The sequence below is a fragment of the Serratia sp. TSA_105.2 genome, assembly GCF_052692115.1.
In genome coordinates this window covers 230,068-243,227 of record NZ_JBQZFT010000002.1, presented here as the reverse complement: position 1 = coordinate 243,227, position 13,160 = coordinate 230,068, and the positions used below count along the sequence as shown (strand labels likewise).

Sequence of the window (13,160 nt, the reverse complement as noted above, 5' to 3'; positions counted from 1 at the left end):
TGCGCGTTGCCCTAGCCGCGAGATTCTTAAAATGCCGCGTGCCCGTGGTATGGCAGCCCGAATTCGCCCGCCGCCGCGCAATATACAGTGGCGCAATCCCCGGCGACTCCCTATAATTGTCGCGTTTTAGTTCCCCCCCTTCACATTACGAAATCAGGTCTTTAATTTTATGACTGACAATCCGCATCAGTGCGTCATTATTGGTATAGCTGGCGCATCTGCCTCCGGAAAAAGCCTTATTGCCAGCACGTTGTACCGCGAACTCCGCGAGCAGGTCGGCGATGAGCACATCGGCGTTATTCCAGAAGACAGTTACTATAAAGACCAGACTCACCTGACCATGGAAGAACGGGTCAAAACCAACTATGACCACCCGAGCGCCATGGATCACAACCTGCTGTTCCAGCATCTGCAAATGCTGAAGGCCGGCAAGGCGATTGAACTGCCGCTGTACAGCTACACCGAGCACACGCGCAAAAAAGAAACCGTCCATCTCGAACCTAAAAAAGTGATCATTCTGGAAGGGATCTTGCTGCTGACGGATATCCGCCTGCGCCAGGAGATGAACTTCTCGATCTTCGTCGACACGCCGCTGGATATCTGCCTGATGCGCCGCATGAAGCGCGACGTCAACGAGCGCGGCCGCTCGATGGATTCGGTGATGGCGCAATACCAGAAAACCGTGCGCCCGATGTTCCTGCAGTTTATCGAACCTTCCAAACAATACGCCGATATCATCGTCCCGCGCGGCGGCAAAAACCGCATCGCGATCGATATTCTGAAAGCCAAAATCAGCCAATTCTTTGAATAATGCCGCTTAATGGCCGGAAATGCGCATTTCCGGCCGGCGGCCAACTATTTGCACCCCGGCATAGACCTTTCGCCCGTTGTGTGGCAATTTTTGTTTAGTGACGCGTTTTGATGGAGAAGAAAGACATGAGACTGTGCGACCGCGATATAGAAGCCTGGCTGGATAGCGAGAAACTGGTGATTTCCCCGCGCCCGCCGCTCGAACGCATTAACGGAGCCACAGTAGATGTCCGTTTGGGCAATCAGTTCCGCGTGTTCCGCGGCCATACTGCGCCTTTTATCGATCTTAGCGGGCCAAAAGATGAAGTCAGCGCCGCGCTGGATCGCGTGATGAGCGACGAGATTGTCTTGCCGGAAGGCGAGGCGTTCTTCCTCCATCCCGGCGAACTGGCCCTGGCGGTGACGTTCGAATCCGTGACGCTGCCGAACGATCTCGTGGGTTGGCTCGACGGCCGTTCTTCTCTGGCGCGTCTGGGGCTGATGGTGCACGTGACCGCGCACCGTATCGATCCGGGCTGGCACGGGCGCATCGTGCTGGAGTTTTACAACTCCGGCAAGCTGCCGCTGGCGCTGCGGCCGGGGATGCTGATTGGCGCCTTGAGCTTTGAGCCGTTGTCCGGCCCGGCAGCCCGGCCATACAACAGCCGGCAGGACGCAAAATATCGCGATCAGCAGGGCGCAGTAGCCAGTCGAATCGACAAGGACTAACGGCGCGGGATGCACCGTCGGTGTGGCGCTGACAAGAGGGTGGCATGAGAAGATTACTGACGACATTGGCGATTTTACTGGTGGTCGTGGTGGCGGGGATGTCCGCGCTGGTACTGCTGGTCAATCCGAATGATTTTCGCGGCTACATGGTCAAAAAGGTCGAGCAGAAGAGCGGCTACCAGCTAACGCTCGAAGGCGATCTGCGTTGGCATATCTGGCCGCAGCTCAGCATCCTGGCCGGGCGCATGACGCTGACTGCGCCGGGCGCCAAGGCGCCGGTGGTGAGCGCGGAAAACATGCGTCTTGACGTCAAACTGTTGCCGCTGCTGTCGCATCAGCTGTTTGTGAAACAGGTGATGTTGAAAAATGCCGTCATTCGCCTCACGCCCGACAGTGAAGAGCACTCGCAAGTGGACGCCCCGATTGCGCCGGCCGGCAGCGGCGCTGATGCGGCAGACGCGGCCTGGAAGTTCGATATCGATAACCTGCGCGTCGTGGACAGCCTGTTGATTTGGCAGCGCGCCGACAACGAGCAAATCAATGTCCGGGACATCAATCTTACCCTGCAGCAAACGGAGAAACGGCAGGCGCAGCTGGACATTTCCAGCCGGGTCAACCGCGATCAGCGCGACCTGGCCTTCAGCATGGCGGCCGATATCGATCTGCAGCAGTTCCCGCACCAGATCGGCGCCAAGGTGACCCAGTTCAATTACCAATTGTCGGGGGCGGATATTCCGAACGGCGGTATTCAAGGCGAGGGTAATGCTCAGGTGGTCTACCAGCAGACGCCGGCGCAAATTGCCGTCAGCCAGCTGAACGTCAGTGCCAATAACAGCCAGTTGACCGGCGATATCAGCGCCAGCCTGGGGATGGTGCCCGGCTATGTGGTGAACCTGAATTCGGCTAATCTCGATCTTGACGCGCTTTCCGGTTGGCAATCCAGCACTAATACCACCGAGCAGCCCGCCGTGACCGCCGCGCCGGTGATCGCCAGCCAGGTTGACGATCGGCAGCAGAACCTGGAAGCGCTGCGCGATTTCAATGCACAGCTGAATCTGCAGGCGGCGCAGTTGACCTACCGCGGTATGAACGTTACCCAGTTAGCCGTCACGGCGGATAATCAACGCGGCCTGTTGACGCTGCATAAACTTGCCGGGCAATTGGCCGGCGGCGATTTCTCCTTGCCGGGATCGCTCGACGCTCGCGGCAATAAACCGGTGATAAACGTGCAGCCGACCCTGAACCAGGTTGAGCTCAGCACGGTGCTCAAAGCCTTCGACATGCCGCAGATGCTGACCGGCAAATTCAGCATGAAAGGGGATTTGACCGGCGATCGCCTTTCTTCACAGTCATTTGAGCACCGTTGGAGCGGCACGGCGCAGTTGGCGATGCAGGATGCACAGCTGCACGGCCTGAACATTCAGCAATTGATCCAACAGGCGGTGGCGCGCAACGATAACAGCGTGCGCGGTCAAGACAGCTATCAGCGCTACACCGAAGTCAAAAGCGTCTCGGCGCGGGCAAGTCTGAGCCGAGGCACTGTCAAACTCAGCAGCCTGACGGCGGACTCCCCTTTGCTGGCGCTGACCGGCGCCGGCAGTATCGATATGCCGGGAAAACAGTGCGATATGGCGCTTAACGTGCGCGTCACGGGCGGTTGGCAAGGGCGCGGCGAACTGATCGAGCAACTGCAAAAAACGCCGATCCCGCTGCGGGTCTACGGGCCTTGGCAACAGCTGAATTACCAACTGCAGGTCGATCAGGTGCTGCGCAAAACGCTGCAGGATCGGGCCAAAGATGCGCTGAACAAATGGGCTGAAAAGAACAAGGATTCGCGCGAAGGCCAGGATCTGAAGAAGCTGCTCGACAAGCTGTAATTCCCCGACGCGGGCCATACTGTGGCCCGCGTCAATATCGATGCTCCTCGCGATAATTTCCCTCCGTTACCTTGATGAAGGTCATGAAGAAACGTGCTTAGTTTGTGCAGAGTAGGAACCTATTCTGCGATTGCGATGCGCCTGGGCGCGAAAACATGACGAGTTGAGGAAACATGATAGAGCTTCTTATTGGCGCCGCCGTGGCGGCGGGCGTGGGCCGTTACATCATCAAAGGGTATTCCGCTACCGGCGTTTTGATGGTGGGGGGGCTGCTGCTGCTCGGCATCAGCGCCCTGATGGGGAAAACGTTGTTGCCGTCCGGCGCCACGTCTACCGGTTGGCGCGCGACCGATATCATCGAGTACGTCAAGATCTTGCTGATGAGCCGCGGCGGCGATCTCGGCATGATGATCATGATGCTGTGCGGTTTCGCCGCCTACATGACGCATATCGGCGCCAACGATGTGGTTGTCAAGCTGGCTTCACGCCCACTGCAAATGATCAACTCGCCTTATCTGTTGATGGTGGCGGCCTATTTTGTCGCCTGCCTGATGTCATTGGCGGTTTCTTCCGCTACCGGCCTCGGCGTGTTGCTGATGGCGACGCTGTTCCCGTTGATGGTGAACGTTGGCATTAGCCGCGGCGCAGCGGCGGCCATTTGCGCTTCGCCGGCGGCGATTATTCTGGCACCGACCTCCGGCGACGTGGTGCTGGCAGCCAAGGCGGCGGAGATGCCGCTGGTGGATTTCGCGTTCAAAACCACGCTGCCTATCTCGATTGCCGCCATCGTCTGCATGGCCGTGGCGCACTTTTTCTGGCAGCGCTATCTCGACAAAAAGAACAATGAACAGCATCACATCATGGACGTCAGCGAAATAAAAACGCATGCGCCGGGTTTTTACGCTGTATTGCCGTTTACGCCGATCCTCGGCGTGCTGATCTTCGACGGCAAATGGGGGCCTGAGCTGCACATCATTACCGTGCTGGTAGGGTGCATGCTGCTGGCGGCCGTGATCGAGTTCATGCGCAGCTTCAGCGCCAAGCAGGTATTCAGCGGCCTGGAAGTGGCGTATCGCGGCATGGCGGACGCTTTCGCCAGCGTGGTGATGCTGTTGGTGGCCGCGGGGGTGTTCGCGCAGGGGTTGAGCACCGTCGGCTTTATCAGCGGGTTGATCGGGTTGGCGCAGTCGTTCGGCACCGGCGGTTTGATCATGATGCTGGTGTTGGTGGTGATCACCATGCTGGCGGCCATGACCACCGGTTCCGGCAATGCGCCGTTCTATGCCTTTGTCGAACTGATCCCGAAACTGGCGGCACAGATGGGCGTGAATCCTGCCTATCTGGTGATCCCTATGCTGCAGGCGTCTAATCTCGGCCGTACGTTGTCGCCGGTCTCCGGCGTGGTGGTGGCGGTCTCCGGTATGGCGAAAATCTCGCCTTTTGACGTGGTGAAGCGTACTTCGGTGCCGGTGATTGTCGGGTTGGTGGTGGTGATCGTGGCGACCGAGCTGCTGGTTCCCCAGTAAAAGAAAGGCCGGGCGATGCCCGGCCTCAATGCTAAACCTCGTAGTCCTCCGGTGGGGGCGGCGGGGTGATCTTCACTTTCAGGATGCGGTGGCTGTTGACCTCCAATGGCTCGAACAGGTAGTCACCAATCTTGATTTGCTCGCCTTCTTGCGGCACGCGCTGGCTGTGCTCCATCAGCAGCCCCGCCAGCGTGTGGTACTCGCGTTTTTCTTCCAACGGCATCGGCAGGTACAGCACCAGATCTTCCAGCGGCATATAGCCGTTGGCAATCCAGCTGCCGTCTTCGTCTTGCTGAATGTCATGGCGTGCGTCCACCTCTTCGCCGGCCTCCGGCAGATTGCCGGCGATGGTTTCCATCACGTCCGTCAGGGTGACGATGCCTTCGACGGAGCCGAACTCGTCGACCACAAAGGCAAAATGCGTCTGCGCCTGGCGGAATTGCTCCAGGGCGCTTAACAGCGTGAGCTGTTCCGGGAAGATCAGCGGTTGGCGTATCAGCGCGCGCAGATCCAGCGGCGCCTGCGCCAACTGCTGTTTGAGGACGTCGATAGTATGGATCACGCCCAGCGGTTCGTCGCTGGCGCTGCTTTCCACCACCACGATGCGCGTGTGCTGATTGCGCTCCAGCAATTGCGTAAGCTTTTCCTGCGGATCGTTCAGCTCAAGGTATTCGACGTCGTGACGCGAGGTCATGATGCTACTGACCGTGCGCTGCGCCATGCCGAGTACGCGTTCGATCATGCGTCGCTCTTGCTGATTGAAGATCTCGCCGCTTTCGCTGTCGCTGTCGGCCAGCAGGTTGGCGGAATGGCTATCGACCTCCGCTTCTTCATGTTTGCCACTCAGCATGCGTAGCACCGCTTCGGCAGTGCGTTCGCGCAGTGGCCGCACCTTCGACAGGAAGCGACGGCGGTTGAACTGCGCCAGCTGGTTCAGCGCCTCGATCATTACCGAGAAACCGATCGCCGCGTAGAGGTAGCCTTTCGGAATGTGATAGCCGAAGCCCTCCGCCACCAGGCTAAAGCCAATCATCAGCAGGAAGCTCAGGCACAGGATAACGATAGTCGGGTGAGCATTGACGAAACGCGTCAGCGGTTTGCTGGCCAGCAGCATCAGGCCGATGGCGATACAGACCGCAATCATCATCACCGCCAGGTGATCGACCATCCCAACCGCAGTGATCACCGAGTCGAGCGAGAAAACGGCGTCCAGTACTACGATCTGCGCCACGACTGGCCAGAAACGTGCGCCTTTGCGCGCGCCGTGTTGCTCTTCATCCTTGCCTTCCAGCCGCTCATTGAGCTCCATGGTGGCTTTGAACAGCAGGAATATCCCGCCGACCAGCATGATCAGATCGCGGCCGCTGAAGGGGTGCTCCGCGACGATGAACATCGGTTTAGTCAGGGTCGCCAGCCACGAGATAGAGGCGAGCAGCGCCAGACGCATGACCAGCGCCAGCAACAGGCCGACAACACGGGCCTTATCTCTTTGTTGTTTTGGTAGTTTGTCCGCCAGAATGGCGATAAAGACAAGGTTATCTATACCCAGCACGATTTCCAGCACGACCAACGTGGCCAGGCCGGCCCAAATTGTTGGATCAGCGATCCATTCCATACGCCCAATTTCACCTGTAAGTTCTACGGCTTATGCCGCACGGGAATGATGGGCGCTGAGACGGCAAAATTCAACTTTAATCAGGAGGCAATGGCCGATTGCCGCAAACTGCGATCGCCGCCGCTTAGCCCACGGTGACAGGGTAGGGGGGCAGATATTAACCGAAATGTGATGCGCTCAGAAAAAAAACGCTTATTAAATTTATTTAAATCAAAGTATTGAAACAGTTTCCTTAAGCTATGCTTCGTATCAGCATGCGGCATGAGTAGTCTTATTCTGAAAACGGCGGGCTGGGGGGATCTAAGGCTTGTATCACTTGGGTATTAGTATAAGAATCTTAGCCATATAACGGCAGTAACTAACATTGTTTGGTTATAAAGGCATCGAATTTTTTATTTTTATGTGAACGGTATGGCAGTTCCAATAAGGATGAGGTGTCGTTTTACATAAGTTTTTGACTCACGCCACGCAGAGATGCGAGTGAAAATGTGATTAACAGTACTTTGGTAGCTACAAGCCAAGGGCGGTAGCGTGCTTTTTCACGTTCCCATGGATGCATGTAGCGCTACGATGAATTGGAATGAATATGCAGAATAGGCTCAAGGCAGTGATCCCTGTAGCGGGGTTGGGAACCCGCATGTTGCCGGCAACCAAGGCTATCCCTAAAGAAATGTTGCCTGTGGTCGATAAGCCCTTAATCCAGTACATCGTTGCCGAATGTGTGGCGGCTGGGATTAAAGATATCGTCTTGGTGACGCATTCATCGAAAAACGCGATTGAAAACCATTTTGACACTTCTTTTGAATTGGAAGCGATGCTCGAAGCGCGTGTGAAGCGACAATTGCTGGCTGAAGTGCAAAGCATTTGTCCACCGGATGTGACCGTGATGCAGGTGCGCCAGGGGCAGGCGAAAGGGCTGGGGCACGCGGTGCTGTGCGCCAAGCCGATGGTGGGGGATTCCCCTTTCGTCGTACTGTTGCCGGATGTCTTACTGGATGATTCTACGGCGGATTTGCGTAAGGAAAATCTGGCGAAAATGCTCCAGCGTTTCGGCGAAACGGGCTTCAGCCAGATCATGGTTGAACCGGTACCGGAACAAGATGTATCCAAATACGGTGTGGTCGATTGTGCCGGCGCGGCGATAGCCGCAGGTGAAAGCGCACCGATGACGGCGGTGGTCGAGAAGCCGGCTCGTGAGGATGCCCCCTCCAATTTGGCGGTTGTTGGGCGGTATGTGCTTGCCGCCGACATTTGGCCGCTGCTAGAAAAAACCCCTCCGGGTGCAGGCGACGAGATTCAACTCACCGATGCGATCGCGATGTTGATGAAAGAGCAAACGGTGGAAGCGTTCCATATGAGCGGCAAGTCGCATGATTGCGGCGACAAACTTGGCTATATGAAGGCGTTTGTGCAATATGGATTGCGTCACGGTTCGGAAGGCGAGAGCTTCAGCCGCTGGCTGAAGCAGACATTGAACAAGTAACAGGCTGTTGCCACTGCGGCTGAAAGCGATCATCAGATTGAATGAGGTCTACCATGACGAAGTTGAAAGCGGTTATTCCTGTGGCGGGGTTGGGTATGCGCATGCTACCTGCGACCAAAGCGATTCCGAAAGAGATGTTGCCGATCGTTGATAAACCGTTGATTCAATACATTGTCAACGAATGCGTTGCGGCGGGGATTAAAGAGATCATCCTGGTGACGCACTCTTCCAAGAACGCCATCGAAAATCATTTCGACACCTCATTTGAGTTGGAGGCGATGCTGGAGGCGCGGGTTAAACGGCAACTGCTCGATGAAGTACAGTCAATAACGCCGAAAGGCGTGACGCTGATGCATATCCGTCAGGGGCAACCCAAGGGGCTGGGGCACGCGGTTCTCTGCGCCAAACCGTTGGTCGGTGATTCGCCGTTTGTTGTTCTGTTACCGGACATCTTACTGGATGACGCGAAAGCGGATTTGAAGACAGACAATCTGCCGCACATGATTGCGCGTTTTGAACAAACCGGCCTGAGCCAGGTATTGGTGCAAACGGCGGATGAACATGTCCTGCACGATTATTCCGTGGTGGAATGTGAGGCCAGTAGTCTGAACCCCGGCGAAAGTTCCCGCATCACGTCGATTATCGAAAAACCGGGATTGGAGACCCAACTGAAATCCAACTACTCCGCTGTGGGGCGCTATGTGTTGTCTGCGGATATTTGGCCGTTGCTGGAAACTACCGAACCGGGTGCCTGGGGGCGAATTCAGCTGACGGATGCCATTGCCGAATTGCTGAAGCATAAACCGGTAGAGGCGACAGAGTTGGTCGGGGAATCGTTCAACTGCGGTGAAAAGCTGGGTTACCTTCGTGCTTTTGTTACTTATGGGTTACGTCACTCGACCCAAGGCAAAGCTTTCCGCGAGTGGGCTGAACAGCTGTCGCTTTGAGTAAAACTTATCGCTTCTCCCGATGAGGGCTGTTGCCATCATGGTGGGAGAAGCTAGAATAGTTGTTGAATTTTGGGGAATTTCACTGTCCCATTGTTTATATTAGTATACATTCTACGGCGAGTAGCCGAGTTGCTATGGCGACTGAGTTTTTATGCTGTATTGGCCGTCTGATTCTGACAACTCACTGTTATTCATAAAATTAAAGTTTAAGCTCGCCTGTGCATTGATTTTTACCGGTACTGAGCATCCCAGTTTATTTATCTCGCTCATAATAGCTTTGCTCTTGTCAACGGCAGATAAACGTTCTCGATAATTGCAAACAGAGCTCATGTTTTGAGACAGCGCAGCAAGCGACAGACAGTTTGATAAGGTTACAGCGACGCAGCCAAGGTTGGCGAGCATTGTAGCTTTGCAGATACATTTACTTGAAAGTGATGATAACTTGATGGCAAAACGACAATTGAAAGTGATATCGCTATTGATATCGATAAGCGTAATTAGTGGATGCACTGTGTTTCCTGGAACCCATCTATCGACTAGCGGAAAAGAAGTTGTAAAACAAGAAGATGCCGACTTCGATATCGATAAGATGGTCAATGTTTACCCTATGACACCGAAGCTGCTGGATTCTATGCGTCCCGCAAAGGTGATTGCTCAGTCGAATGCGCAGTTGGATGCATCGCTGCGTACGTATGAGTATCGGATCGGGGTAGGTGATGTCCTTAACGTAACCGTCTGGGATCACCCTGAACTGACGACGCCTGCTGGGCAATACCGCAGCGCCAGCGACACCGGCAACTGGGTGCACTCCGACGGCACGATTTTCTATCCTTATATCGGTAAGGTGAACGTGGTGGGTAAAACCGTTACCCAAATTCGCGATCAGATCGCCACCCGTTTGGCTCAGTACATCGAAAGCCCGCAGGTTGACGTCAATATTGCCGCTTTCCGCTCGCAAAAAGCTTACGTGACGGGGGAAGTTACCAAGTCCGGGCAGCAGCCTATCACCAACGTGCCTTTGACGGTGATGGATGCGATTAACGCCGCCGGCGGGCTGACGGAGAATGCCGACTGGCGCAACATCATCTTGACCCACAACGGCAAAGAGCAGCGTCTTTCATTGCAGCAATTGATGCAGAATGGGGATTTGACTCAGAACCGTCTGCTTTATCCTGGGGATATTCTGTATATTCCGCGCAACGACGATCTTAAAGTGTTTGTTATGGGTGAAGTTAAGACCCCTGCGACGCTTAAAATGGATCGCAGCGGCATGACGTTGACGGAAGCGCTGGGGAATTCTCAAGGGATAAGCCAAGCTGCAGCCGATGCGACCGGCGTGTTCGTTATCCGGCCATTGCACGGAACGCAGGGCGACAAGCTGGCTAATATTTATCAGCTCAATATGTCCGATGCGACAGCATTGGTTATGGGGGCTGAATTCCATCTGCAACCGTATGACATTGTTTACGTGACGGCAGCGCCGATCGCGCGTTGGAACCGTCTGATCGTTCAGTTGGCACCAACCATCGATAGCTTCAACAATCTCACGGAAGGCTCACTGCGTATCCGCAACTGGCCGTAGTAGAGGGGTTAGCCATGTTTGATTCTATCTTGGTAGTCTGCGTAGGTAATATTTGCCGCTCCCCTACGGGGGAGCGTCTCTTGAAGCGGCATCTGCCGGAAAAAGAGATCGCTTCCGCAGGCATCGGCGCCTTGGTTGGCAAAACTGCGGATAAGAGCGCTATTTCCATTGCGGAAAAACATCAGCTGTCGTTAGAGGGCCATGAAGCCAGACAGTTGACGAAAGAAATGTGCCGGGAATATTCATTGATTCTGGTTATGGAGAAAGGGCATATCGATGCCGTTTGCCGTTTGGCTCCGGAGGTCAGAGGCAAAACCATGCTTTTCGCCCATTGGTTGGGACAGAAAGAAATTCCCGATCCCTACAGAAAGAGCGCTGAAGCGTTTGAGTTTGTTTACCGCCTTCTTGATGATGCAGCCCAAAAATGGGCCCAGGCATTAAATCGTTAACCAGAGATTACAATGACTGATAATACGAAACCAGGCTTATCAACAGCCAATAATCATGATGAGATTGATTTAAGTCGCTTGTTGGGAACTTTAATTGATCACCGCTGGCTCATCATCGGGATTACTGCGTTATTCTCTGTTGCCGGTATCATTTATTCACTGTTCGCGACTCCGATATATCAAGCTGATGCGATGGTTCAGGTTGAACAAAACGTCGGTAACTCGTTGGTCAACGACCTATCCCAAATGCTGCCGAACAGTCAACCGGGCTCTTCCACGGAGATCGAGCTGATAAAGTCACGCATGGTGACGGGCAAAACTGTCGATGATCTGAATCTTGAAACGGTGGTGCAGCAAAAATACTTCCCGATATTTGGTCGCGGCTGGGCCCGCTTGACGGGAACCGAACCTGCCAAAATTGCGTTGTCCCGCCTCAATGTGCCAGCTAACTCAGACGATCTTGAGCTGGAATTGACGGTGATCGACGCAAAGAATTATGTGTTGAGCAATAACGGCACTGAGATTATCAAAGGGAAAGTCGGTGCGCTGGAGAGTGGCCATGGAGTTTCCTTGCTGGTAAGCGATATTTCAGCGGAGCCAGGCACCGTATTTGAAGTCGCCAAGTTGGCGCGACTGGTTGCGACCAATAATCTGTTGGATGCATTGACCGTTGAAGACAAAGGTAAAGATACCGGCGTTTTGGCGTTGAGCTTGACCGGTGACGATCCGGTATTAGTGCGAAACATTCTTGACAGCATCAGCAAAAATTATCTGTTGCAGAATGTTGAACGTAAATCGGAAGAGGCCGCTAAAAGCCTGGATTTCCTGAAAGAACAACTGCCGGAAGTTCGCAGCTCGCTGGATAGCGCCGAAGATAAACTCAACCGTTTCCGTCAGGCGAATGATTCTGTCGATCTGTCCCTTGAAGCGAAGTCTGTTCTTGATACGATCGTGGGGGTTGAAGCTCAACTGAATGAGCTAACGTTTAAAGAAGCGGAAATCTCCAAACTTTATACCAAAGAACACCCCGCTTATCGTGCACTGATGGAAAAACGCGCTACGCTGCAGCAAGAAAAAGACAAGCTGAACAAGCGTGTCAGCGTCATGCCGAAAACCCAGCAGGAAATTTTGCGCTTGACCCGTGATGTGCAGGCCGGGCAAGAGATTTACATGCAGTTGCTGAATAAACAGCAAGAGCTGGGGATTACTAAAGCGAGCACGGTTGGTAACGTGCGAATCGTGGATCCTGCCGTTACGCAGCCTCGTCCGGTTAAACCGCAAAAAACCATTATCGTACTGATAGTCACGTTGCTTGGTGGCTTGTTCTCGACGGGTTTTGTGTTGCTTAAAACCATGCTGCATCGCGGCATCGAAAGCCCGGAACAGCTGGAACAGCAAGGGATCAACGTTTACGCCAGTATTCCACTGTCTGAGTGGCAGCAAAAAAGCGACCGCGAAACGATGCTGTCCGGCAAGCGCAATAGCAACAGGAGTTACACCCTGCTTGCCGTGGGCAATCCGGCCGATCTGGCGATCGAAGCCGTCAGAAGCCTGCGTACCAGCCTGCATTTTGCCTCCTTGGAGGCCAAAAATAACGTTCTAATGATTTCGGGCGCCAGCCCAAGTATCGGTAAAACGTTTGTCAGTATCAACTTGGCAGCCGTTATCGCTCAGGCGGGGCAACGTATTCTGGTCGTGGACGCCGATATGCGTAAAGGCTATGCCCACTCATTGTTAAACTGTGAATTGGGCGTAGGGCTGTCCGATGTATTGTCAGGACAAGCGACAGCGCAGCAAGCGGTCAAACAGACCTCGATTGAGAATCTTAGCTTTATCTCGCGTGGCAAGATCCCACCGAACCCGTCAGAGCTGTTGATGCACAACCGCCTGACGGAATTTCTGGAATGGGCGGGCAAAGAGTATGACATCGTTCTGGTCGATACCCCGCCGATCCTGGCGGTGACGGATGCCGCGATTGTCGCACGCAATGTAGGCACTACCTTGTTGGTCGCGCGTTATGGCGTGAACTCGCTGAAAGAGATCGAAGTGAGTATTCGTCGCTTCGAGCAAAACGGTATGGAAATTAAAGGTATTATCCTTAACGCCGTTGAAAATAAATCGGGTAGCGCCTACGGCTACTACGCTTACGAATATAAATAA

10 protein-coding genes are annotated in these 13,160 nt (G+C 54.3%); 9 read left to right on the top strand and 1 reads right to left on the bottom strand.

Going from position 1 to position 13,160, the window contains the following annotated elements; genetic code table 11:
• Positions 1-169 precede the first annotated feature (169 nt).
• The 4 genes from udk (at position 170) to dcuC (ending at position 4,921) form a co-directional block, all read left to right on the top strand.
• Entirely contained in the window at positions 170-811 is a 642-nt protein-coding gene (udk, locus tag ACUTSC_RS07470) for a uridine kinase (protein WP_004938922.1), read from the top strand.
• Positions 812-936: 125 nt separating this feature from the next.
• Positions 937-1,518, top strand: a complete 582-nt coding sequence (gene dcd, locus ACUTSC_RS07465) for a dCTP deaminase (RefSeq protein WP_004938917.1) — start codon at positions 937-939, stop codon at positions 1,516-1,518.
• Between the two features lie 44 nt (positions 1,519-1,562).
• Entirely contained in the window at positions 1,563-3,395 is a 1,833-nt protein-coding gene (gene asmA / locus ACUTSC_RS07460; protein WP_445653242.1) for an outer membrane assembly protein AsmA, read from the top strand.
• Positions 3,396-3,568: 173 nt separating this feature from the next.
• The gene (gene dcuC / locus ACUTSC_RS07455) at positions 3,569-4,921 is read left to right on the top strand and encodes an anaerobic C4-dicarboxylate transporter DcuC (RefSeq protein WP_197766547.1); all 1,353 of its coding nucleotides are present in this window, start codon (positions 3,569-3,571) and stop codon (positions 4,919-4,921) included.
• Positions 4,922-4,952: 31 nt separating this feature from the next.
• Here the strand turns inward: dcuC and ACUTSC_RS07450 are convergent, their stop codons facing one another.
• Positions 4,953-6,536, bottom strand: a complete 1,584-nt coding sequence (locus ACUTSC_RS07450) for a TerC family protein (protein ID WP_197766546.1) — start codon at positions 6,534-6,536, stop codon at positions 4,953-4,955.
• Between the two features lie 586 nt (positions 6,537-7,122).
• Here ACUTSC_RS07450 and galU point away from each other — a divergent pair.
• The 5 genes from galU (at position 7,123) to wzc (ending at position 13,160) form a co-directional block, all read left to right on the top strand.
• Positions 7,123-8,019, top strand: coding sequence for a UTP--glucose-1-phosphate uridylyltransferase GalU (gene galU, locus ACUTSC_RS07445; protein ID WP_197766916.1), 897 nt, complete (start codon positions 7,123-7,125; stop codon positions 8,017-8,019).
• Between the two features lie 53 nt (positions 8,020-8,072).
• Positions 8,073-8,966 (top strand): sugar phosphate nucleotidyltransferase, encoded by an 894-nt coding sequence (locus ACUTSC_RS07440; RefSeq protein WP_197766545.1) that lies wholly within the window; start codon positions 8,073-8,075, stop codon positions 8,964-8,966.
• Positions 8,967-9,414: 448 nt separating this feature from the next.
• Positions 9,415-10,551, top strand: coding sequence for a polysaccharide export protein (locus ACUTSC_RS07435; RefSeq protein WP_197766915.1), 1,137 nt, complete (start codon positions 9,415-9,417; stop codon positions 10,549-10,551).
• 14 nt (positions 10,552-10,565) lie between these two features.
• Entirely contained in the window at positions 10,566-11,000 is a 435-nt protein-coding gene (locus tag ACUTSC_RS07430; protein ID WP_016928433.1) for an arsenate reductase/protein-tyrosine-phosphatase family protein, read from the top strand.
• 12 nt (positions 11,001-11,012) lie between these two features.
• Positions 11,013-13,160, top strand: a complete 2,148-nt coding sequence (gene wzc, locus ACUTSC_RS07425) for a tyrosine-protein kinase Wzc (RefSeq protein ID WP_197766544.1) — start codon at positions 11,013-11,015, stop codon at positions 13,158-13,160.

Coding starts and splice junctions, on each gene's coding strand:
- asmA (WP_445653242.1), top strand. CDS start 1,563: ATGAGAAGATTACTGACGACATTGGCGATTTTACTGGTGGTCGTGGTG.
- dcuC (WP_197766547.1), top strand. CDS start 3,569: ATGATAGAGCTTCTTATTGGCGCCGCCGTGGCGGCGGGCGTGGGCCGT.
- ACUTSC_RS07435 (WP_197766915.1), top strand. CDS start 9,415: ATGGCAAAACGACAATTGAAAGTGATATCGCTATTGATATCGATAAGC.
- galU (WP_197766916.1), top strand. CDS start 7,123: ATGCAGAATAGGCTCAAGGCAGTGATCCCTGTAGCGGGGTTGGGAACC.
- ACUTSC_RS07430 (WP_016928433.1), top strand. CDS start 10,566: ATGTTTGATTCTATCTTGGTAGTCTGCGTAGGTAATATTTGCCGCTCC.
- ACUTSC_RS07450 (WP_197766546.1), bottom strand. CDS start 6,536: ATGGAATGGATCGCTGATCCAACAATTTGGGCCGGCCTGGCCACGTTG.
- wzc (WP_197766544.1), top strand. CDS start 11,013: ATGACTGATAATACGAAACCAGGCTTATCAACAGCCAATAATCATGAT.
- udk (WP_004938922.1), top strand. CDS start 170: ATGACTGACAATCCGCATCAGTGCGTCATTATTGGTATAGCTGGCGCA.
- ACUTSC_RS07440 (WP_197766545.1), top strand. CDS start 8,073: ATGACGAAGTTGAAAGCGGTTATTCCTGTGGCGGGGTTGGGTATGCGC.
- dcd (WP_004938917.1), top strand. CDS start 937: ATGAGACTGTGCGACCGCGATATAGAAGCCTGGCTGGATAGCGAGAAA.